Consider the following 21,100-nt stretch of genomic DNA (forward strand, 5'->3'; position numbering starts at 1 on the left):
TTTGACGTGATTTCCTGAGCAGTTGTTCCAGGCTGCGCTCGCGTTGGCGGGCGGACAAGCTAGTTATAGTGTCGAAAAACTGTTGTTCAAGGTTGTCGGCCACGATCAGCCATTCCTTTTCCGCCAAAGCCCGCAACAGGCGGCCCTGCTCGGTGCCATGCCAGCGTGCGATCAACTGCATTGAGCTTAGCCCAGGATTTTTCTGTGCGGCTTCGATCAATGCCACCAGCAGCTGGCTGTACAGGTGTTCTTCGTCGGCGAAGTGGCTGGCATCTTCTACCCTGCCGGCCAGCAGCGGGTGGTGCAGGAGGGTGCGCAGGGCGGCCAGGGTTGGTGGCTCGACCGGCGCCGGCACGCGGGGTGGCGCTTCGTCACGTTGTTGCCACGGCTTGCCACCCTTGCGGTTCTTGTCCCAGGGCTTGTCGCTCCATGGCTTCTTGCCGCTGCCCTTGTTGGGCTTCCAGGCCTGCTCCTGATGAACGGGGGCGAAGTCGTGTTGCGGCATGTCGCCGTAATCGGGGGTGTAGCTGGCCATGGCGTCGTAGTCGTAGCCAGGGTCGTAGTCCGGCACGCTGCTGGCCGTGGGTGCTTGTTGCGCCAGTTGTTCGACCTGCTGCGGGTCGAGGCCGGTGATTTCTTTCAGGCGGTTGCGCATGAGCTGGCGCAGGTTGGCGCCAGGGATCTTTTCGACCAATGGTGCCGCCAGGGTCGCCATGTGTGCCTTGCCTTCCAGCGAGCGTGGGTCGGCTTCGACGCTCAGTTGCTCGAAGAAGTAATCGGCCAGCGGCTGGGCGTGCTGGTTGATACGGGCCATGAAGGCGTCGGTGCCTTCGGCGCGTACCAGGCTGTCCGGGTCTTCGCCTTCGGGCAGGAACAGAAAACGTGCGCGGCGGCCATCCTGCAGGTTCGGCAAGGCCGATTCCAGTGCGCGCCAGGCGGCCTTGCGCCCGGCCTGGTCGCCGTCGAAGCAGAACAACACGCTGGGCACCACGCGGAACAGGCGCTTGAGGTGCTCTTCGCTGGTGGCGGTGCCGAGGGTGGCCACGGCATTGCGCAGGCCTTGCTGGGCCAGGGCGATGACGTCCATGTAGCCCTCGACGACGATGATCTCGTCGAGGTTGCGGTTGTGCTTGCGTGCCTCGTACAGCCCGTACAGCTCCTGGCCCTTGTGGAACACCGGGGTTTCAGGGGAGTTCAAGTACTTGGGCTTGTCGTCGCCGAGTACCCGGCCGCCGAAGGCGATGATGCGCCCGCGGCTGTCGCGGATCGGGAACATCACCCGGTCGCGGAAACGGTCGTAGCGCTTGCCGCTTTCGGCGTTCTCGATCAGCAGGCCGGCATCGATCATCACTTTCTGCTGCAGGGTGTCGGCACCCAGGTGCTTGAGCAGGTTGTCCCAGCCGGGCGGGGCAAAACCCAGGCCGAAATCGCGGGCAATCTCGCCGGACAGGCCGCGGCCCTTGAGGTAATCCACCGCCGCCTTGCGGGTCGGGTGGTTGCGCAGGGCCTGGCGGTAGAACTCCGAGGCAGCGTCCAGTAGCGGGTACAGCGGCGAATCGGTGGGCTGGCGCGGCTTCTGGTCGCGGCGGCCTTGTTCGCGGGGCACTTCCATGCCAGCGGCGCGGGCCAGCTCCTCGACGGCCTGGGGGAAGTCCAGGTTGTCGTGGTCCATGACGAAACCCAGGGCGTTGCCACCGGCGCCGCAGCCGAAGCAGTAGTAGAACTGCTTGTCGGGGCTGACCGTGAAGGAAGGGGTCTTTTCCTTGTGGAACGGGCAGCAGGCGGAGTAGTTCTTGCCGGTTTTTTTCAGTTGGACGCGCGAACTCACCACGTCGACAATGTCGAGGCGGTTGATAAGGTCGTCAATGAAGCTCTGGGGAATCAGCCCGGCCATGGCAGTCTCGTCATCTGGCAACTGGCAAGTCTCGCTCACGCGCCGAATGGGGCGAGTGTTGCTTGGGGAAGTGCGAGGGGGTGTGTGCTCGTCGCCAGCCCCTAAGGGCCCGTCAGTCGGACGTGCACGTCTGGTCATACAGCAAGAAAGACCAGCTCTGACGTTTCAGGCAGGTTGCCCATGAGCAGTTCGCATGAAGCTTGTGCAGGGCCTTGAGCTAGCTGCTCAAGTGTGAAGCGACCACTGCCATCGCCCGGCGGTTAGCCGGGCAGGGCAGAAGCTTTGCGTTGAACGCCTGTATTAGTACAGACGAACGGCGCGGCGCTGTTCGCGCTGAACTTTCTTGGCGTGACGCTTAACAGCAGCAGCTGCTTTACGCTTACGCTCGGCGGTCGGCTTCTCGTAAAACTCGCGGCTACGAACTTCAGCCAGTACACCGGCTTTTTCGCAGGAGCGCTTGAAACGACGCAGAGCTACGTCGAAGGGTTCGTTCTCTTTAACTTTGACGGCTGGCATCCAGGGCTACCTTAATTCATTACCGGGGTAGACGTGCTCCTGGCAAAACAAAGGTGTGCTGGAGAACGTCGGTTTTCAAGGGTTGCGGATGTTAACCCTTAGCAAGCAGGAATGCAAAGCCTCTGATCGAAAACCGCTGGTCGGCATCCGACACGGGGACTATCATGCGCGGCTTCGAATTCAGCCCCCACAAGGGACGAACCCATGCTAGTACTGGGATTGGAAACATCCTGCGACGAAACTGGCGTCGCATTATACGACAGTGAACGCGGTTTGTTGGCCGACGCACTGTTCAGCCAGATCGACCTGCACCGCGTGTTCGGCGGCGTAGTGCCCGAGCTTGCCTCGCGTGATCACGTCAAGCGCATGCTGCCGCTCATTCGCCAGGTGCTGGACGAGGCTGGCTGCGTCGCCACCGAGATCGACGCCATCGCCTATACCGCGGGCCCTGGCCTGGTCGGTGCCTTGCTGGTCGGGGCTTCCTGCGCCCAGGCGTTGGCCTTTGCCTGGGACATCCCGGCGATAGGTGTGCACCACATGGAAGGCCACCTGCTGGCGCCCATGCTGGAAGAAAACCCACCCGAGTTTCCGTTCGTCGCTTTGTTGGTTTCCGGTGGTCACACGCAGTTGGTTCGGGTCGATGGCATCGGCCAGTACGAACTGCTGGGCGAGAGCCTGGACGACGCTGCCGGCGAGGCGTTCGACAAGACCGCCAAGTTGATCGGCCTCAATTACCCAGGCGGCCCGGAAATCGCGCGCCTCGCAGAGCAGGGCGTACCTGGCCGCTTCGTTTTCCCAAGGCCGATGACCGATCGTCCGGGTCTTGAGTTCAGCTTCAGCGGCCTCAAGACTTTCGCCCTCAACACCTGGCAGCAATGCAAGAATGCTGGCGACGACGGTGAGCAAACCCGTTGCGACGTGTCCCTGGCATTCCAGCAGGCGGTGGTGGAAACTTTGACCATCAAGTGCAAGCGAGCCCTCAAGCAGACTGGCCTCAAGCGCCTGGTCATCGCTGGTGGCGTGAGTGCCAACAAAGCGCTGCGTGCCTCGCTGGAAGAGATGCTGGCCGGAATGAAGGGCAATGTGTACTACGCGCGCCCACAGTTCTGTACCGACAATGGCGCGATGATCGCCTATGCCGGTTGCCAGCGACTGTTGGCCGGGCAGCAGCAGGACCTGGCGATCAGCGTGCAGGCACGCTGGCCGATGGAGCAGTTGCCACCACTGTAAGGTTTACCGCCGAAGGTTCAGAAGTGCCGTTCGCGCCCTGCAAACAGGTCGCGCAGATTTTTACGGTGGCGCCACACGATCATCGCTGTCAGCACGGTGATCGGCAGCAGGGCCTCGGGCTCGCGCCAGGCCAGCAATGGCAACGTCAGTGGTGTGGCGATCAGTGCCGCCAGCGAGCTGGTGCGGGTGAGGTAGAAGGTCAGCAGCCAGGCACCGCTAGCCAGCAGTGCGGCCGGGAAATACAGGCCCATGAGCATGCCGGCAGCTGTCGCCACGCCTTTGCCGCCCTGGAAACGGAAGTACAGGGGGAACAGATGGCCCAGCACCGCGCACACGCCCACCCAGGCCTGCGCATGCAGGTCCAGCCCGGCAGCGCGGGCGAGCAATACCGGCAAAAGGCCCTTGCACAGGTCGCCAAGCAGGGTCAGGATCGCCAGTTTACGGCCTGCCAGGCGTAGCATATTGGTGGCGCCGGCATTGCCTGAGCCGCTGGAACGCGGGTCCGGGCTGCCTGAAAGGCGGCTGAGGACAATGGCGAAGGACAGCGAGCCGAGCAGGTAGGCGAGCAACGCCAGTAACCAAAACATGCTAACTATTCCGGGCGAGGACGCCCTGATTCTAACGGCGCCAGTCGCCCTTGTCGTGCTGTGGAGAGAAGTGCTTGGACAGAGTGTTCATCGAAGGCCTGGAAGTCGATACCGTCATCGGTGCCTATGACTGGGAGCGGGATATTCGCCAGTGCTTGCGCCTGGACCTGAGCTTTGCCTGGGACAACCGCCCGGCTGCCGCCGGTGACGACCTGAACCTGGCGCTGGACTACGCCAGTGTCTCGGCACGCATCCAGGCGTTCGCCGAGCAGGCCCGTTTCGAGCTGGTGGAAACCTTTGCCGAGCGCCTGGTGGCAGCGCTGATGGAGGAATTCCACATCCCTTGGGTACGGTTGAAGCTGACCAAACCGGGTGCGGTGCCGGCGGCCCGTGGTGGTGTAGGCGTGGAGATCGAGCGCGGATGTCTCTGAGCACGGTTTACCTGGGGCTCGGCAGCAACATCGACCGTGAAGCGCATTTGTGCGCCGGGCTCGATGCGTTGGCCGGTATCCTGACGGACATGCATTGCTCGCCGGCGTTCGAAAGCCAGGCGGTGGGGATCAAGAGCGGGCCGTTCATCAACTTCGTGGTGACCGGCAAAACCGCGTTGCCGTTGATCGAGCTGGACCGTCGACTGAAGTTCATCGAGGCCGACAACGGCCGCTATGCCCCGGACCGCAAAGGCTTGCCACTGGATATCGACGTGCTGATGTATGACGATTTGCACGGTACTTTCGACGGACTGGTGCTGCCTCGCGCCGAGATCTTGAAAAACGCTTTTGTGTTGTGGCCGCTGTCGCTGCTGGCCCCCGAACTGGTACATCCGGGGGCGGGCAAGGGCATGGCGCAGTTATGGCAGGAGGCGCAGATCGATCAGGTGCTGGCTCCGGTAGCCTTCGAGTGGCGCGGGTTGCAGCTGACGCCTATCTAACTAACGGCTTTCGCGGTCATTGTGGGAGCGGGCGTGCCCGCGAACACCGGCATAGCCGGTGCCATCCACCGCATTGGGTTCTTCGCGGGCGCGCCCGCTCCCACAGGTACCGCGCTGGTCAACTGCGTTTGTAAGCCTCGACAGCCTTCAGCCGCTCACGCTTGAGCGCTTCGCCCAGCGCCTGGCCCGTCAGCCCGGCTTGCACCAGCGGCTTCACATCCACCGCTCGCGCCGCTGCTGCTGCGCCACGCAGATAATCGGCTTGTGGATAACTCGACTTGCCATCGCCCAGCGCCGCCATCTCGCACACGACAATGAAATCCTCGAACCGCTGCGGTCGCCGGTACACATCGAATTTCTGCAACAGCTCCAGCAGTGCCGTGGCTGGTAGCTCCTGCGCCTGGTTACCCTGCGCCAGGCACTCTCCGGTAAGTAAGGCCAGTTCCTGGCATTCCCGTGGTGCCTTGAGGCGCTGGTTGACGGTTTTGATCGGCGCCGGTGCCAGCCCTCGCAACAGGCAGGCCCAGCGCACGTGCAGCGGTTGTTCGTGCGCTGCGGCTTGCTCCAGCGCCGCCAGGGCCTGTGTATCGTCGACAAGCTCAGGCAGTAGCTCGTGCAGGGCGCCGCAAGCGCCCAGCACTTGGAAGAACACCTGGGGGCGAGCCTCCATCAGCGCGCGCTCGATTTCCTTCCAGCTGCGCTCGGCGGTCAGTGCCTGCAGTTCGCCTGAGGCACTGATCTGGCGCATCAGTTCCAGGGTCTCGTCGGCAACCCGGAAACCCAGAGGCGCATAACGAGCAGCAAAGCGCGCGACGCGTAGTACGCGCAGAGGATCTTCGGCGAATGCCGGGGAAACATGGCGCAAAAGGCGTTGATCGAGATCGTCCTTGCCATGGTAGGGGTCGTACACCGTGCCCGCTTCATCTTCAGCCATCGCATTGATGGTGAGGTCGCGGCGGATCAGGTCTTCTTCCAGGGTGACGTCGGGACTGGCATGAAAGGTAAACCCACCGTAGCCGCGCCCACTCTTGCGCTCGGTGCGCGCCAGGGCGTACTCCTCGCCGGTTTTCGGGTGCAGGAACACCGGGAAATCGGCACCGACCGGCCGGTAGCCCTTGGCAAGCATTTCTTCGACGGTAGCGCCAACCACCAGCCAGTCGATATCGCTGACCGGGCGGCCGAGCAGGCGGTCGCGCACGGCGCCGCCGACTTTGTAGATGTGCATGTGCAGCTCTCCATAACTGCCGACAGGATAACCTGTCGGCAGTTATGGGGTTGCATCAGAGATGGTGGATAACGGCCAGGTCCATGCGGCCATAGTCGGCGCTTTCGCCGTGCTCGCCGCGCGGGGGCATGTGGTGGGTTTTCATCACTTGCTCGCCCTGTACGGTCTCCAGGTGAATATCGAAGCCCCACAAGCGATGCAGGTGCTTGAGCACTTCATCGGTCGAGTCGCCCAGTGGTTTGCGGTTATGTTGCTGGTGGCGCAGGGTCAGTGAGCGGTCGCCGCGACGGTCGACGCTCCAGATCTGCACGTTCGGCTCACGGTTGCCTAGGTTGTATTGTGCTGCCAGCTGCTCACGAATCACCCGGTAGCCGGCTTCGTCATGAATGGCAGGCACCAGTAGGTCGTCGCGCTGGTCGTCATCGAGGATGCTGAACAGCTTCAGGTCGCGCATTACCTTGGGCGACAGGTACTGCAGGATGAAGCTCTCGTCCTTGAAGCTGCTCATGGCGAACTTGATGGTAGAAAGCCAGTCACTGCCGGCAATGTCGGGGAACCAGTGGCGATCTTCCTCGGTCGGGTTTTCGCACATGCGGCGGATGTCGGTGTACATCGCGAATCCCAGCGCATAGGGGTTGATGCCGCTGTAGTAGGGGCTGTCGAAACCGGGCTGGAACACCACGCTGGTGTGCGACTGCAAAAACTCCATCATGAAGCCTTCGGTGATAAGCCCCTCGTCGTACAGGTCGTTCATCAGGGTGTAATGCCAGAAGGTTGCCCAGCCTTCGTTCATCACCTGGGTCTGGCGCTGCGGGTAGAAGTACTGGGCGATCTTGCGCACGATGCGCACCACTTCACGCTGCCAAGGTTCGAGCAACGGCGCGTTCTTTTCGATGAAGTACAGGATGTTTTCCTGCGGTTCGGCGGGGAAGCGCCCATCATCGCGGTCGTTGCCCTTTTCCGCGCTTTTCGGAATCGTCCGCCACAGGTCGTTGATCTGGCGCTGAAGGTGTTCTTCGCGCTCCTGTTGCCGGCGCCGCTCCTCCTCGGCGGAAATAGGGTAAGGCCGCTTGTAGCGGTCGACGCCGTAGTTCATCAGCGCGTGGCAGGAGTCAATCAGGTCTTCCACCGCATCGATGCCGTGGCGCTCTTCGCATTGGGCGATGTACTGCTTGGCGAACACCAGGTAGTCGATGATCGAACTGGCGTCAGTCCAGGTGCGGAACAGGTAATTGCCTTTGAAAAAACTGTTATGGCCATAGCAGGCGTGAGCGATCACCAGTGCTTGCATGCACATGGTGTTTTCTTCCATCAGGTAGGCGATGCACGGGTCGGAGTTGATCACGATCTCGTAGGCCAGGCCCATCTGGCCGCGACTGTAGGACTTTTCGGTACTGAGGAACTGCTTGCCGTAGGACCAGTGGTGATAGCCCAGCGGCATGCCGACCGAGGCGTAGGCGTCCATCATCTGCTCGGCAGTGATGACCTCGATCTGGTTGGGGTAGGTGTCCAGGGCGTAACGCTCGGCCAGGCGGCTGATTTCCCGGTCGTAGGTCTGGATCAGCTCGAACGTCCACTCGGACCCGGTGGAAATGGGTTGGCGTCTCTGTGCTCTGGCGGTCATGTGGCTAACCTGCGCTGGAAGAGTTCACGGAAGACCGGGTAGATGTCGCCGGCCGATACCAGCTGCTGCTGGGCGAACGTGTCGGGGTAGGCTTCGCCGATGCGCTCGTATTCATACCACAGCGCCTGGTGTTCACGGGGGGTGATCTCAACGTAAGTGTAGTACTGCACATGCGGCATGATCTGCTTGGAGAGGATGTCGCGGCAGATCGGCGAGTCGTCGTTCCAGTTGTCGCCGTCGGAGGCTTGTGCGGCGTAGATGTTCCAGTCGCTGGCCGGGTAGCGTTCGGCCATGATCTCCTGCATCAACTTCAGGGCGCTGGAGACGATGGTGCCGCCGGTTTCCCGCGAGTAGAAGAACTCTTCCTCATCGACTTCACGGGCACTGGTGTGATGGCGAATGAACACCACTTCGATGCGGTCGTAGTTACGCTTGAGGAACAGGTACAGCAGGATGAAGAAGCGCTTGGCGATGTCCTTGGTGGCCTGGGTCATCGAGCCGGATACGTCCATCAGGCAGAACATCACCGCCTTCGAGCTGGGGTTGGGTTGTTTGACCAGCAGGTTGTACTTGAGGTCGAAGGTATCGAGGAAGGGCAGGCGGTTGATGCGCGCCTTCAAGCGTTCGATTTCCTGTTCGACTTCCTGGATATCGGTGAAGTTGTCTGGCTCTTCGACCCGCAGGCGGTCCAGTTCCTTTTGCGCTTCACGCAACAGGGCGCGGCTGCTGCCGGTCAGGGCGATGCGCCGGGCGTGGGCCGAACGCAGGGTGCGCACGATGTTGATACGCGACGGGTTGCCTTCGTTGGCGATACCGGCGCGCACGGTCTTGAAGGTGTCGGCGCCCGTCAGGTGACGCTTGACCAGGTTGGGCAGCTCGAGGTCCTCGAACATGAATTCGAGAAACTCTTCCTGAGTGATCTGGAAGACGAATTCGTCCATGCCCTCGCCGGAGTTGCCCGCTTTACCGCGACCGCCGCCGCCACCTCCACCGCCTTGCGGGCGCGGGATGTGTTCACCGGCGGTGAATTCCTTGTTGCCAGGGTGCACGATGGTCTGTTTGCCCCCGCGACCATGGTGCAGCACCGGCTCGTCGATGTCGCGGCCGGGAATGCTGATTTGCTCGCCGTGTTCCATGTCCATGATGGAACGGCGGCTCACCGCCTCTTCGACGGCTTTCTTGATGTGTTCGCGGTACCGCCGCAGGAAGCGTTGGCGGTTGACCGTGCTCTTGTTCTTGCCGTTCAGGCGTCGGTCTATAACGTAGCTCATGGTCCCTCCGGTAGCTGGGAGCAGCTGCAAGCCACAAGCTTCTGGCTGCAGGAAAGAGCAGCCACCGCTGCTGCAAGCTACAGCGCCGGGCTTGCGCTCGGCGCTAGGCAGCTTGAAGCTTGCGGCTTGTAGCTTGCCGCTTTATTGCGATTTCCTGACCCGCAGGTACCATTCCGACAGCAGACGTACCTGTTTGTCGGTGTAACCACGCTCCACCATCCGGGTGACGAAGTCGTTGTGTTTCTTCTGATCCTCTTTGCTGGCCTTGGCGTTGAAGCTGATGACAGGCAGCAGGTCTTCGGTGTTGGAGAACATTTTCTTCTCGATCACCACCCGCAGCTTTTCATAGCTCAGCCAGCTTGGATTCTTGCCGTTGTTGTTGGCGCGTGCGCGCAGTACGAAGTTGACGATCTCGTTGCGGAAGTCTTTCGGGTTGCTGATGCCGGCCGGTTTCTCGATCTTCTCCAGCTCCTCGTTGAGGGCGATACGGTTGAGGATCTCGCCGGTTTCCGGGTCGCGGTATTCCTGGTCCTGGATCCAGAAGTCGGCATACAGCACGTAGCGGTCGAAGATGTTCTGGCCGTATTCGCTGTAGGACTCCAGGTAGGCTGTCTGGATTTCCTTGCCGATAAACTCGATGTAGCGCGGCGCCAGGTATTCCTTCAGGTAGCGCAGGTAGCGTTCGCGCACCTCGGCCGGGAACTGTTCCTGCTCGATCTGCTGCTCCAGCACGTACAGCAGGTGCACTGGGTTGGCGGCAATTTCGTGTGGGTCGAAGTTGAACACCTTGGAGAGGATCTTGAAGGCGAAGCGAGTGGAAAGGCCGTTCATGCCCTCGTCAACGCCTGCCGAGTCGCGGTATTCCTGGATCGACTTGGCCTTCGGATCGGTATCCTTGAGGTTTTCTCCGTCGTAGACACGCATCTTCGAGTAGATGTTGGAGTTCTCTGGCTCTTTCAGGCGTGAAAGCACCGTGAACTGGGCCAGCATCTTGAGCGTATCCGGTGCGCAATGAGCCTTGGACAGCGAGCTGTTGACCAGCAGTTTGTCGTAGATCTTGATTTCATCGCTGACGCGCAGGCAGTACGGCACCTTGACGATGTAGATACGGTCGATGAACGCTTCGTTGTTCTTGTTGTTGCGGAAGGTATGCCACTCCGATTCGTTGGAGTGCGCCAACAGGATGCCGGTATAGGGAATCGCCCCCAGGCCCTCGGTGCTGTTGTAGTTGCCTTCCTGGGTAGCGGTGAGCAAGGGGTGCAGCACCTTGATCGGCGCCTTGAACATTTCGACGAATTCCATCAGGCCCTGGTTGGCCCGGCACAGTGCGCCCGAGTAGCTGTAAGCATCGGCGTCGTTCTGTGGGTATTCTTCAAGCTTGCGGATATCCACCTTACCGACCAGGGCAGAGATGTCCTGGTTGTTCTCGTCGCCGGGTTCGGTCTTGGCAATGGCGATCTGGTTGAGAATCGACGGGTAGAGTTTCACCACCTTGAACTTGGAGATATCGCCGCCGAACTCCTGCAGGCGCTTGGTGGCCCAAGGCGACATGATGGTATTCAGGTAGCGCCGTGGGATACCGAACTCTTCCTCGAGAATGGCCCCATCTTCGGTAGCGTTGAACAGTCCCAGCGGTGACTCGAATACCGGCGAGCCCTTGATCGCATAGAACGGCACCTTTTCCATCAGCTGCTTGAGCTTTTCCGCCAGCGACGACTTGCCGCCGCCTACCGGGCCCAGCAGATAGAGGATTTGTTTCTTCTCTTCCAGGCCTTGGGCGGCGTGGCGGAAGTACGACACGATCTGGTCGATGCACTCTTCCATGCCATGGAAGTCGGCAAAGGCCGGATAGCGGCGGATAACCTTGTTGGAGAAGATTCGCGACAGCCTGGAGTTGGTAGAGGTGTCGATCAGCTCTGGCTCACCGATGGCCAGCAACAGCCGTTCGGCCGCCGATGCGTAGGCACTGCGATCCCCTTTGCACAGCTCGAGGTACTCCTGCAGCGAGAGTTCTTCCTGGCGCGTAGACTCGAAACGTTGTTGGAAGTGGCTAAAAATACTCATGACGTCACCTCGCTCGATACGTGGAGACGACGCCGGATCAGTCAGCTGATGCTGGCATGCAACCGGGTTCGCCGATTGCTGTATACCCCCCAGAACACCCTGTAACGCTACCGATGACCCGCACGCCGGTGTACCGGCTCTCCCCTTTTTTGGATGGCCTGAGCTTAAGCGTAGTTGGTTATCTGCAAGGTCAAGGGGCGAGGAGGGCAGAAGTTACCAACTACCGTTCGTCAGATAACCCGCCAGCCCGCACGGGGCGCGGGCTGCGGGAAAAATGAAAAAATTATTCGGCGGCGCCTTGGGCGGTCTCGGCCGGGTAGGTGGCGCGCCACAGTTCGAAGCCGCCGTCCACGCTGTAAACGTCGGAGAAGCCCTGGCCGACCAGGTAGGCGGCAGCGCTCTGGCTGGAATTGCCGTGATAGCAGACCACCAGGGTCGGGGCGTCGAGGTCGGCGCCGCGGATGAAATCGGCGACCGAATGGTTATCCAGGTGCCGGGCACCGGTGATATGGCCGGCAGCGAAGGCTTGTGCGTCGCGAATGTCGACGACAACCGCACCTTCTTGCTTGCGAAGCTCCAAGGCCTGCTCGGGAGGGATGCGCTTGAATTCGCTCATGGGTACTACTTCCTTCAGGTGTGGTCGTTGAGTGTAGTGGGTTGTGCCGGTTGGCGCAGGGTGCCGTCGTCGGCGCAATCGCAGCGGTGGTATTCGCCACTGTCGACGTTGTACAGGGTCATGGCGCCGCCCCACACGCAGCCGGTGTCCAGGGCAATGATGCCCGGTTCGTCGACGCGGCCTTCGAGGGCGGCCCAGTGGCCGAAGATGATTGTCACGTGCCGCGAGCGACGGCCCTTGTGTGCAAACCAGGGCTTGTAACCCTTGGGCGCGGTACCCAGGCCTTCCTTGCTCTTGAGGTCAAGCTTGCCCTCGGCGGTGCAGAAGCGCATGCGCGTGAGGTAGTTGGTGATGACCCGCAGGCGCTCGACACCGGTGAGGTTCTTGCTCCACTTGTTCGGCTCGTTACCGTACATGCCGTCCAGGTAGAGCTTCAGGCGGCTATCATCGCGTAGCGCTTCTTCCACCTCGGCCGCATAGCCAAGGGCCTGGCCGAGCGTCCACTGCGGTGGAATGCCGGCGTGGGCCATGGCGATGCCGCGTGCCTCGTCGTAATGCAGCAGCTTCTGCTGGCGCAGCCAGTCGAACAGCGGGTCGGCGTCCGGCGCTTCGATGATTTCGCGCAGGGTGTCGCTTTTCTTGAGGCGCTCTACGTTGTGCCAGGCGGCCAGCAGATGCAGGTCATGGTTGCCCAGCACGCAGACCAGTGACTGGCGGATCGAGTAGAGGAAGCGCAGGGTTTCCAGTGACTCGGGGCCGCGGTTGACCAGGTCGCCGACCAGCCACAGGCGGTCGACGGCGGGGTTGAAGCTGACGCGCTCAAGCAGGCACTTGAGTGGCTGCAGGCAGCCCTGCAGGTCGCCGACGGCGTAAGTGGCCATCAGTGCAGCGCCCCCGGTACCGCCAGGCGGAACGGGGCGATCTCGGCGTCGAAGCGTTTACCGTCTTCGGCAAACATCTGGTAGCTGCCCTGCATGGTGCCCACGCGGGTACTGATGACGGCGCCGCTGCTGTAGGTGTGGCTCTGGCCCGGGTCGATGTTGGGCTGTTGGCCGACCACGCCGGCACCGCGCACTTCTTCGACTTCGCCGTCACCGTTGGTGATCAGCCAGTGGCGTGACAGCAGCTTGGCTTTGAGCGAGCCGTTGTTCTGCACGGTAATGGTGTACGCGAAAGCGAAACGACTGTTTTCGGGGTCGGATTGTTCTTTCAGGTAGCGGGTCACGACGCTGACGTCGATTTGATAGCGGGGGTCGGACATGCAAGGGCCTTGGGCGAACTGACGCAATAACGCAGTCTAGGCCATTGGGAGGGGCGAGGGCCAGCGGTGCAGGGGCTTGGGGTTTTCTGTTGTCGGTGCCGGTCTCTTCGCGGGTTTAACCGCGAAGAGCTCGGTACAGGTGATATCAGGCTTGCTGATCAGCCAGTTGGTCGGCCAGGCGCACGAAGGCTGCCAGGTCCAGCTGTTCAGGACGCAGGCTGCCATCCACACCAGCGGCCTCGATGGCCGCGCTGTCGAGCAGGCCCTTCATGGTGTTGCGCAGGGTTTTGCGACGCTGGTTGAACGCCTCGCGTACCACCTGCTCCAGCAGCTTCGCATCCTTGGCCGGGTGGGGCAGCACTTCGTGCGGCACCAGGCGGACGATGGCTGAATCGACTTTTGGCGGTGGGTTGAAGGCGCCAGGGCCGACATTGAACAGGTGCTCCACGCGGCAGTGGTACTGCACCATGATCGACAGGCGCCCCCAGTCACCCCCGCCAGGGCCGGCTGCCATGCGCTCGACCACTTCCTTCTGCAGCATGAAGTGCATGTCGCGGATAAGCCCGGCATGGCTGAGCAGGTGGAAGATCAGCGGGGTGGAGATGTTGTAGGGCAGGTTGCCCACTACCTTGAGGCTGCGTGGCGGCACGCCCAGCTGGTTGAAGTCGAACTTCAGGGCGTCGCCCTGGTGCAGGCGGAAGTTGCCGCGATCAGCGAACTTGTGCTGCAGGATCGGTACCAGGTCCTTGTCCAGCTCCACCACGTCCAGTTGTGCGCCGCTGCCCAGCAGGCCTTCGGTCAGGGCGCCCTGGCCCGGGCCGATTTCCAGCAGGTGTTCGCCGGCCTTGGCGTTGATGGCACGCAGGATGCGGTCGATGACGCCGGCGTCGTGCAGGAAGTTCTGGCCGAAGCGCTTGCGCGCCCGGTGTTGGTATTGCTCGTTCATGGTCGGTTCTCGGCCATCTGGTAGGCGGTTTCCAGCGCGACGCGAAGGCTGCCGGTGTCGACCTTGCCGGTGCCGGCCAGGTCCAGGGCGGTGCCGTGATCGACCGATGTACGGATGATCGGCAGGCCCAGGGTCACGTTCACTGCAGCGCCGAAGCCTTTGTACTTGAGTACGGGCAGGCCCTGGTCGTGGTACATCGCCAGCACCGCATCGCAGTGCTCCAGATATTTGGGGGTAAACAGGGTATCGGCCGGCAGCGGCCCGCGTAGGTCCATGCCTTCGGTGCGCAGGCGGGCCAGGGTCGGCTCGATGATGTCGATTTCCTCGCGGCCCAGGTGGCCGCCCTCGCCCGCATGCGGGTTGAGGCCACACACCAGAATACGCGGGTTGGCAATGCCGAACTTGTCGCGCATGTCGGCATGCAGGATACGGGTTACACGTTCGATGCGCTCGGCTGTGATGGCGTCGGCAATATCACGCAGCGGCAGGTGCGTGGTTACAAGCGCCACGCGCAGGCCACGGGTCGCCAGCATCATCACCACTTGCGCGGTATGGGTCAGTTCGGCAAGGAACTCGGTATGCCCGGAAAAGGCGATACCGCTTTCATTGATCACACCCTTGTGCACCGGGGCGGTGATCATCCCGGCGAAGTGCCCGTCCAGGCAGCCTTGGCCCGCGCGGGTCAGGGTTTCCAGCACGAACGCGGCGTTGGCTTTGTCGAGCTGGCCTGATGTTACGGGCGCTGCCAGGGGGGTATCCCAAACGTACAGGCTACCGGCTGGCGCCGGCTGCTCAGGCCATTGGCCTGGGGCTACTGACAGCAGGTTGACGGCCAGCCCCAGCTGCGTGGCCCGCTCGGCGAGCAGGTCACGGCTGGTGATGGCGATCAGGGGATGAGGCTGGGCGTCTGCGGCGAGCAGCAGGCACAGGTCGGGACCTATGCCGGCCGGCTCGCCGGGCGTGACGGCGAAGCGCAGGGGCTTCACTGGGCGGCCTGGTCAGCGCCAGGCAGCTTGATTTCAACGTAGGCTTCGTCGCGAATCTGGCGCAGCCAGGTTTGCAGCTCTTCGTCGTACTTGCGGTTGCGCAGTACGCTCAGGGCCTGTTGCTCACGTGCCTGCTCAGTGCTGTCGGTGGCGCGGCGGCCCAGCACTTCCAGAACGTGCCAGCCGTACTGGGTTTTGAACGGTTTGGTCACGACGCCTTGCTGGGCGTTGGCCATCTGTTCACGGAACTCCGGTACCAGGCTGTTCGGGTCTACCCAGTTGAGGTCGCCGCCGTTGAGCGCAGAACCTGGGTCTTCCGAGAAGCTCTTGGCCAGCTCGCCGAAATCTTCGCCGTTCTTGATGCGGTCGTACAGGCGCTCGGCCAGTTGCTCGGTGGCTGCTTCGCTGCGGATCTCGCTTGGCTTGATCAGGATGTGGCGTACATGCACTTCGTCACGCAGCACGTTCTCGCTGCCACCGCGCTTCTCCTCCAGCTTGAGGATGATGAAGCCGTTGGGGATACGAATGGGCTGGGTGATCTCACCCACCGGCATGCTGCTGAGCATCTTGGCGAAGTCAGGTGGCAGCTGGCCGGCTTTACGCCAGCCCATCTCGCCGCCTTCCAGGGCGTTTTCGCTGGCCGAGTTGGCAATCGCCATCTGGCCGAAGTCGGCGCCCTGGCGCAGCTGCTGGTACACGTCACCGACCTTGCGCGCAGCCTTCTGGATATCATCCGAGTTGGCGGCTTCCGGGGTAGGGATGAGGATGTTGGCCAGGCGGTACTCTTCCGACATCTGCATCTTGCCCATGTCGGAGTTGAGGAAGTTCTTCACTTCCTGCTCCGACACCTGGATACGCTCGGCCACGCGGCGCTGGCGCACACGGCTGATGATCATCTCGCGCTTGACCTGCTCGCGAGCGTCGTCGAACGATAGGCCGTCATGGGCCAGGGCGGCGCGGAACTGGTCCAGCGACATGCCATTGCGCTGGGCGATGGTGCCGATGGCCTGGTTCAGTTCCTCGTCGGTGATGCGGATGCCGGAGCGCTCGCCGATCTGCAGTTGCAGGTTCTCGACGATCAGGCGTTCCAGTACCTGCTGTTCCAGGGCGCCAGTGGGTGGCACGCCGCCGCCACGCTTGGCGATGGTTTGCTGCACCTCGTGGACGCGCTGGTCCAGCTGGCTTTGCATGACCACGTCGTTGTCGACGATGGCCACCACGCGATCAAGAGGTTGTACCGCGGCATGCACCGCGCCACTCAGCAAAGCGGCGCCCAGCAACACTGGGCGCAGACGATCAATAAGCTTGGTCTTCACGTTCACGGTAACCTTGAATGCCTTGGTCGAGGAAAGACTCGACCTTGTTGCCAACTACGCCACCGAGGCCTTTCAGGACGATCTGAAGGAAGACACCGTGGTCGCCTTTTTCGTTCGCCGGGAGGGCTTGGCTGAAGTCGTCGTAATCGATCCAGTAGCGGTTGATCAGGCGCAGCTTCCAGCAGCAGTTGTCGTACTCGAAACCGCCCATGGCTTCCAGGGTGCGGTTGCGGTTGTAGTCATGCTGCCAGCGAGCGATGACGCTCCACTGCGGAACGATCGGCCAGATGACCGAGAAGTCATGCTGCTGGATCTTGTAGTAGTCCTTGATGAAGTTAGGTTGACCCTCAACTCCATAGTCCCCGCCGCCCACTTTCCAGGTACCTGTCGTGGAGTCGTAGGCGATGGTGTCGTTGCGGTAGCGATAACCGAGGTTGACCACCTTGTTCGGGTTGTCTTCAGGCTGGTAGTGGAACATCGCGCTGCCCGAGCGGGTGCTGCGGCTGTCCGGGTCCCAGTTGAAGTCCGAGTTGAAGCGCCAGTCGCGGTTGAAGTAGTAGTTGTACACCAGGGCATACGGCGACACATCGGACTGGGAGTCTTTGCGCGTACGGTAGTCGATACCTGGCAACTGGACCTTGCGATCCTTGAAGTAGTAAGCCTGGCCAATGCTGAAGTTCTGGCGTTCGAAACCGTTGTCTTCGATCCAGCGGGTAGTTACACCCAGCGACAGTTTATTCTCGTCACCGATGCGGTCGACACCGCTGAAGCGGTTGTCGCGGAATAGCGAGTCGTAGCTGAACAGCGTTTCACCCGAGTCGAACAGCGGGATGTCCACCTGATCCTTGTACGGAACGTAGAGATAGAACAGGCGCGGTTCGAGGGTTTGCTTATAGTTGGTGCCGAACAGGGACGTGTTGCGGTCAAAGTACAGGCCACTGTCGACACTGAAGATTGGAACGTCGCGGTTCTGATTGCTCTTGAAGTCGCCGTAAAGTGCAATTCGATCAGGGTTGTCGATCAGGTCCTGCTTGCCTTTGCTGTCCAGATCGAGGTCGTAATGGGTGTACATGTACTTCAGCTTCGGCGTGATATAGCCGTAGCTGGCTTCCATGGGAAGGCTCATGGATGGCGCGATGTTGAGACGAGTGCCATTGGCTCGGGCTACCCCGAAGATGTTCTGGTCCAGACGGCGGCCGCCCAGCTCTGCGCCGGTAACCGGATCAATCACTACCCCGGCAGCTCTGTCCGGATTGCCATCCTTGTCGAACACTAGGTCGTTTTTGAGATCGCGGTCGAAACGAACTGCTTCGGTTTCATAGGCAAGATTCAGCCCACCCGGCTCAAATGGCAGCTTGCCATTGAAGGTGATCTGCGGCAGACGATCATACGGCGTGATCTGCGAGATAGTGGCCATTTCGTAGGCATGCACGTTCAAACGCGCGGTGTAGCTGTCGCCACGATAGGTCAAAGCACCCTGCTGGTTCAGCAGGTCACGGCTTTCCACACCGATCTGATCAGACTCCAGGTCCTGGAAGTAGAACGGGTCGCTGATGTCGGTGTAGTCGACCTCGGCCATCAGGCGCTCGTCCAGGCCACCCTTGTGCTGCCAGTTGACCATCCAGCGCTGATCTTCGTAATCCGTCTGGAGTTTACGATCATCGTCCTTGTCGTTCAGGTACGCACCGCCGAACTGGCCTTCGCTCGAAGGCGTCAGGTAGCGGAACTCGCCTTCCATCAGCAGGCCGCGCTTGGCCATGTAACGCGGGTACAACGTGGCGTCGTAGTTCGGCGCCAGGTTGAAGTAGTACGGCGTGACCAGCATGAAGCCGGTGTCGCTGCTGGTGCTGAACGATGGCGGCAGGAAGCCGGACTGGCGACGGTCGTCGATCGGGAAGTAGATGTACGGTGTGTAGAACACCGGGAAATCCTTGACCCGCAGCGTAACGTTGGTCGCGGTACCGAAGCCGGTGGCCGGGTTCAGGGTGATGTTGTTGCCCTTCAGCTGCCAGGCGTTGCTGCCCGGTTCGCAGGTGGTGTACGTACCGTCCTTGAGGCGGATGATGGCGTTTTCGCCACGCTTGGCGTACAGGGCACTGCCGCGGATGTGCGACTTGTGCATCACGTATTCGGCGTTGTCGACCTGGGCTTCGCCGGTGTCGAGCTGGATTTGCGCCTCGTCACCGACCACCAACGACCCGTTGTCACGGATCTTGACGTTGCCCTTGAGCTCGCCACGGTTTTCGGTCTGGTAGAGGTTGGCCTCGTCGGCCTCGGCCTGCATGCTGCCCTGGCGCATCACCACGTCACCGGCGAGGGTAGCGATCTGCTGCTCCTGCTGGTACTTGGATACCTTGGCGTTGATGTAGGTCGGCGACTCATCCTTCGGCGTGGTGTCGGCCATGCCCGGGCGGGTTGGCTCGACATAGGCGCCACCGCAGTACGGGCCGGTTTCGGCCAGCTGCGCGGCGGTGAGCTTTTCACGCGGCACCCAGTCCAGGTGGCTGTAGTCTTCGCTGCGCGACTTCAGGGCACGGCCCTTGGCCTCGGTAACCAGCATCGGCCGGTCCGCGGTTTCGCCTTCGCTGGCGGCTTCAGTGCCGGAGCTGACGGCCGCACCTTCGTGCACCGGGCGTGGCGGCAGGTTGTTGACTGGGGCCTTGGGCTTGCAGTCCCAGCCACCGGCGGCGGACACTTGGCAGTCGAACTGTTCGGCTGCCACTGCATATGAGGTGGCCAGAGGTTGCAGGGCCAGCAGACCGCCGGTTACCAGCAACGGAAACTTTCTACGAAACGCGGGGGATTTCAATGCCATCTTATTAGTCCGGGCTTCCTGCGTGCCATCTGCCCGCGTGTGGGGCCGCACGCCTCTCGATGGTCTGAAAAAGATGCTGGATAATAAAGCATGACCCGCTTGACGGCTAGGGCCGTCGGAGACCCTTGTAATGCCTGAACACGATGTACGCCTGCAACAACTGACGGTCTGGCTCGAAGAGCAGCTCAATGAACTTTTCCGCAACAATGCCTGGGGCGAAGTGCCTGCAGGCAGCTTGACGTCTGCCAGCAGCGACGCGAGCTTTCGCCGCTACTTCCGCTGGCAGGGGGCTGGCCACAGCTTCGTGATCATGGATGCGCCACCCCCGCAGGAAAACTGCCGACCGTTCGTCGCCATTGACCACCTGCTGGCCAGCGCCGACGTGCATGTGCCGCTGATCCACGCCCAGGACCTGGAACGTGGCTTCCTGCTGCTTGGGGATCTCGGCACTCAGACATACCTTGACATCATCAATGCCGACAACGCCGATGGCCTGTTCGCCGATGCCATCGATGCGCTTTTGAAATTCCAGCGTTTGCCGATGGACGCCCCGCTGCCCAGCTACGACGATGCCCTGCTGCGCCGAGAAGTGGAGCTGTTCCCCGAATGGTACGTGGGGCGTGAGCTTGGCCTGGCCTTGAGCGAAGCGCAGAAAGCCACCTGGCAGCGCGTCAGCCAGCTGCTGATCGACAGTGCCCTGGCCCAGCCCAAGGTGCTGGTGCACCGTGACTACATGCCGCGCAACCTGATGCAGAGCACCCCAAACCCCGGTGTGCTGGATTTCCAGGATGCGGTGTATGGCCCGGTCACCTACGACATCACCTGCCTGTTCAAGGACGCCTTTGTCAGTTGGCCGCAGGCGCGGGTCGAGACCTGGCTGCGTGACTACTGGCAGCAGGCGCAGGTTGCCGGCATCCCGGTGCACGCTGAGTTCGAAGCTTTCCAGCGCGCCAGTGACCTGATGGGCGTGCAGCGCCACCTGAAGGTGATCGGCATCTTCGCCCGTATCTGCCACCGCGACGGCAAACCGCGTTACCTGGGCGACGTGCCGCGTTTCTTCGCCTATATAAATGAAGTGATCGGTCGCCGGCCCGAATTGGCGGAGCTGGGTGAGCTGATTGCGCAGTTGCAGGCCGGAGCGCGTGCATGAAGGCAATGATCCTGGCAGCGGGCAAGGGCGAGCGCATGCGCCCGCTGACCCTGCACACCCCCAAACCGTTGGTCCCGGTCGCCGGCCAGCCGCTGATCGAATACCACCTGCGCGCCCTGGCGGCAGCGGGCGTCACTGACGTGGTGATAAACCACGCCTGGCTCGGCCAGCAGATCGAAGACCATCTGGGTGACGGCAGCCGCTTCGGCCTGAACATCCGCTATTCACCTGAAGGTGAGCCGCTGGAAACCGGCGGCGGTATCTTCAAGGCCCTGCCTTTGCTGGGTGATGCGCCTTTCCTGTTGGTGAACGGCGATGTCTGGACCGATTACGATTTCGCGCGTCTGCAGGCTCCCCTGCAAGGCCTGGCTCACCTGGTGCTGGTCGACAACCCTGGCCATCACGGGCGCGGTGACTTCCGTCTGGTGGGTGAGCGGGTGGTCGATGGTGACGACGCGCCGGGCACCTTGACGTTCAGTGGCATTTCGCTGCTGCACCCGGCGTTGTTCGATGGTTGCCAGGCGGGCGCCTTCAAGCTGGCACCGTTGCTGCGCCAGGCCATGACGGCCGGCAAGGTCTCTGGCGAACACTACCGTGGGCACTGGGTGGATGTCGGTACGCTCGAACGCCTGGCCGAGGTTGAGCGTTTGATTGGCGAGCGCGCCTGA

At 61.7% G+C, this 21,100-nt stretch carries 19 protein-coding genes; 5 read left to right on the plus strand and 14 right to left on the minus strand.

All coding sequences use genetic code 11. From position 1 onward, the window contains the following. Together dnaG and rpsU are read right to left on the minus strand one after the other, a co-directional pair. Window positions 1–1,894: DNA primase (gene dnaG, locus APH42_RS21810; RefSeq protein WP_060494192.1), on the minus strand; the 1,894-nt coding region annotated here is incomplete at its 3' end. 300 nt (window positions 1,895–2,194) lie between these two features. Continuing rightward, entirely contained in the window at window positions 2,195–2,410 is a 216-nt protein-coding gene (gene rpsU / locus APH42_RS21815) for a 30S ribosomal protein S21 (RefSeq protein WP_003255575.1), read from the minus strand. Between the two features lie 204 nt (window positions 2,411–2,614). On the opposite strand from rpsU, the gene tsaD reads away from it, so the two are divergent. Continuing rightward, window positions 2,615–3,640, plus strand: coding sequence for a tRNA (adenosine(37)-N6)-threonylcarbamoyltransferase complex transferase subunit TsaD (gene tsaD, locus APH42_RS21820; RefSeq protein ID WP_012270189.1), 1,026 nt, complete (start codon window positions 2,615–2,617; stop codon window positions 3,638–3,640). 17 nt (window positions 3,641–3,657) lie between these two features. Here the strand turns inward: tsaD and plsY are convergent, their stop codons facing one another. Next, entirely contained in the window at window positions 3,658–4,227 is a 570-nt protein-coding gene (gene plsY / locus APH42_RS21825; RefSeq protein WP_060494193.1) for a glycerol-3-phosphate 1-O-acyltransferase PlsY, read from the minus strand. Between the two features lie 74 nt (window positions 4,228–4,301). On the opposite strand from plsY, the gene folB reads away from it, so the two are divergent. Beyond that, window positions 4,302–4,658, plus strand: coding sequence for a dihydroneopterin aldolase (folB, locus tag APH42_RS21830; protein WP_009682799.1), 357 nt, complete (start codon window positions 4,302–4,304; stop codon window positions 4,656–4,658). Further along, on the plus strand, window positions 4,649–5,158 hold the full coding sequence (gene folK / locus APH42_RS21835; protein ID WP_060494194.1) for a 2-amino-4-hydroxy-6-hydroxymethyldihydropteridine diphosphokinase: 510 nt from the start codon (window positions 4,649–4,651) through the stop codon (window positions 5,156–5,158). The genes folB and folK overlap by 10 nt, the downstream gene beginning before the upstream one ends. A gap of 118 nt (window positions 5,159–5,276) precedes the next feature. On the opposite strand, the gene APH42_RS21840 is transcribed toward folK, so the two are convergent. From APH42_RS21840 to APH42_RS21890, 11 genes are all read right to left on the minus strand, one after another. Further along, window positions 5,277–6,383 (minus strand): multifunctional CCA addition/repair protein, encoded by a 1,107-nt coding sequence (locus tag APH42_RS21840; RefSeq protein WP_012270192.1) that lies wholly within the window; start codon window positions 6,381–6,383, stop codon window positions 5,277–5,279. Window positions 6,384–6,438: 55 nt separating this feature from the next. Then, window positions 6,439–8,007, minus strand: coding sequence for a SpoVR family protein (locus APH42_RS21845; protein ID WP_012270193.1), 1,569 nt, complete (start codon window positions 8,005–8,007; stop codon window positions 6,439–6,441). Next, window positions 8,004–9,278 carry a YeaH/YhbH family protein gene (locus tag APH42_RS21850; RefSeq protein ID WP_012270194.1) on the minus strand — a complete coding sequence of 425 codons (1,275 nt, stop codon included), beginning with the start codon at window positions 9,276–9,278 and terminating at the stop codon, window positions 8,004–8,006. Before APH42_RS21850 ends, APH42_RS21845 begins: the two co-directional genes overlap by 4 nt. Window positions 9,279–9,419: 141 nt before the next feature. Continuing rightward, entirely contained in the window at window positions 9,420–11,342 is a 1,923-nt protein-coding gene (locus APH42_RS21855) for a PrkA family serine protein kinase (protein ID WP_012270195.1), read from the minus strand. 283 nt (window positions 11,343–11,625) lie between these two features. Then, entirely contained in the window at window positions 11,626–11,958 is a 333-nt protein-coding gene (gene glpE / locus APH42_RS21860; protein ID WP_060494195.1) for a thiosulfate sulfurtransferase GlpE, read from the minus strand. 14 nt (window positions 11,959–11,972) lie between these two features. Next, window positions 11,973–12,839 carry a symmetrical bis(5'-nucleosyl)-tetraphosphatase gene (locus APH42_RS21865; protein WP_012270197.1) on the minus strand — a complete coding sequence of 289 codons (867 nt, stop codon included), beginning with the start codon at window positions 12,837–12,839 and terminating at the stop codon, window positions 11,973–11,975. Beyond that, on the minus strand, window positions 12,839–13,219 hold the full coding sequence (gene apaG / locus APH42_RS21870; RefSeq protein ID WP_012270198.1) for a Co2+/Mg2+ efflux protein ApaG: 381 nt from the start codon (window positions 13,217–13,219) through the stop codon (window positions 12,839–12,841). Before apaG ends, APH42_RS21865 begins: the two co-directional genes overlap by 1 nt. A 145-nt stretch (window positions 13,220–13,364) precedes the next feature. Next, on the minus strand, window positions 13,365–14,165 hold the full coding sequence (rsmA, locus tag APH42_RS21875) for a 16S rRNA (adenine(1518)-N(6)/adenine(1519)-N(6))-dimethyltransferase RsmA (protein ID WP_012270199.1): 801 nt from the start codon (window positions 14,163–14,165) through the stop codon (window positions 13,365–13,367). Next, entirely contained in the window at window positions 14,162–15,151 is a 990-nt protein-coding gene (gene pdxA, locus APH42_RS21880) for a 4-hydroxythreonine-4-phosphate dehydrogenase PdxA (RefSeq protein ID WP_060494196.1), read from the minus strand. The genes rsmA and pdxA overlap by 4 nt, the downstream gene beginning before the upstream one ends. Further along, a complete protein-coding gene (gene surA, locus APH42_RS21885) occupies window positions 15,148–16,467 on the minus strand; it encodes a peptidylprolyl isomerase SurA (RefSeq protein ID WP_041166352.1) in 1,320 nt (439 codons plus the stop codon). The genes pdxA and surA overlap by 4 nt, the downstream gene beginning before the upstream one ends. After that, complete coding sequence (locus APH42_RS21890; protein WP_060494197.1) at window positions 16,448–19,282, minus strand: LPS-assembly protein LptD; 2,835 nt, start codon at window positions 19,280–19,282, stop codon at window positions 16,448–16,450. Before APH42_RS21890 ends, surA begins: the two co-directional genes overlap by 20 nt. Window positions 19,283–19,412: 130 nt before the next feature. Here APH42_RS21890 and APH42_RS21895 point away from each other — a divergent pair, with 130 nt between their 5' ends. Next, window positions 19,413–20,432: an aminoglycoside phosphotransferase family protein gene (locus tag APH42_RS21895; protein ID WP_012270203.1), complete on the plus strand. Its 1,020-nt coding sequence runs from the start codon at window positions 19,413–19,415 to the stop codon at window positions 20,430–20,432. After that, window positions 20,429–21,100: an N-acetylmuramate alpha-1-phosphate uridylyltransferase MurU gene (gene murU / locus APH42_RS21900; protein ID WP_060494198.1), complete on the plus strand. Its 672-nt coding sequence runs from the start codon at window positions 20,429–20,431 to the stop codon at window positions 21,098–21,100. The genes APH42_RS21895 and murU overlap by 4 nt, the downstream gene beginning before the upstream one ends.

The sequence above is a fragment of the Pseudomonas sp. NBRC 111140 genome (genome assembly GCF_001320885.1).
Taxonomy (GTDB): domain Bacteria; phylum Pseudomonadota; class Gammaproteobacteria; order Pseudomonadales; family Pseudomonadaceae; genus Aquipseudomonas; species Aquipseudomonas putida_P.

What these genes read in the sequence shown, in the direction of transcription:
- APH42_RS21895 (WP_012270203.1), top strand. Translation starts at nt 19,413, where the DNA reads ATGCCTGAACACGATGTACGCCTGCAACAACTGACGGTCTGGCTCGAA.
- APH42_RS21850 (WP_012270194.1), bottom strand. Translation starts at nt 9,278, where the DNA reads ATGAGCTACGTTATAGACCGACGCCTGAACGGCAAGAACAAGAGCACG.
- plsY (WP_060494193.1), bottom strand. Translation starts at nt 4,227, where the DNA reads ATGTTTTGGTTACTGGCGTTGCTCGCCTACCTGCTCGGCTCGCTGTCC.
- APH42_RS21865 (WP_012270197.1), bottom strand. Translation starts at nt 12,839, where the DNA reads ATGGCCACTTACGCCGTCGGCGACCTGCAGGGCTGCCTGCAGCCACTC.
- tsaD (WP_012270189.1), top strand. Translation starts at nt 2,615, where the DNA reads ATGCTAGTACTGGGATTGGAAACATCCTGCGACGAAACTGGCGTCGCA.
- APH42_RS21840 (WP_012270192.1), bottom strand. Translation starts at nt 6,383, where the DNA reads ATGCACATCTACAAAGTCGGCGGCGCCGTGCGCGACCGCCTGCTCGGC.
- glpE (WP_060494195.1), bottom strand. Translation starts at nt 11,958, where the DNA reads ATGAGCGAATTCAAGCGCATCCCTCCCGAGCAGGCCTTGGAGCTTCGC.
- rpsU (WP_003255575.1), bottom strand. Translation starts at nt 2,410, where the DNA reads ATGCCAGCCGTCAAAGTTAAAGAGAACGAACCCTTCGACGTAGCTCTG.
- APH42_RS21855 (WP_012270195.1), bottom strand. Translation starts at nt 11,342, where the DNA reads ATGAGTATTTTTAGCCACTTCCAACAACGTTTCGAGTCTACGCGCCAG.
- apaG (WP_012270198.1), bottom strand. Translation starts at nt 13,219, where the DNA reads ATGTCCGACCCCCGCTATCAAATCGACGTCAGCGTCGTGACCCGCTAC.
- APH42_RS21890 (WP_060494197.1), bottom strand. Translation starts at nt 19,282, where the DNA reads ATGGCATTGAAATCCCCCGCGTTTCGTAGAAAGTTTCCGTTGCTGGTA.
- APH42_RS21845 (WP_012270193.1), bottom strand. Translation starts at nt 8,007, where the DNA reads ATGACCGCCAGAGCACAGAGACGCCAACCCATTTCCACCGGGTCCGAG.
- folK (WP_060494194.1), top strand. Translation starts at nt 4,649, where the DNA reads ATGTCTCTGAGCACGGTTTACCTGGGGCTCGGCAGCAACATCGACCGT.
- rsmA (WP_012270199.1), bottom strand. Translation starts at nt 14,165, where the DNA reads ATGAACGAGCAATACCAACACCGGGCGCGCAAGCGCTTCGGCCAGAAC.
- murU (WP_060494198.1), top strand. Translation starts at nt 20,429, where the DNA reads ATGAAGGCAATGATCCTGGCAGCGGGCAAGGGCGAGCGCATGCGCCCG.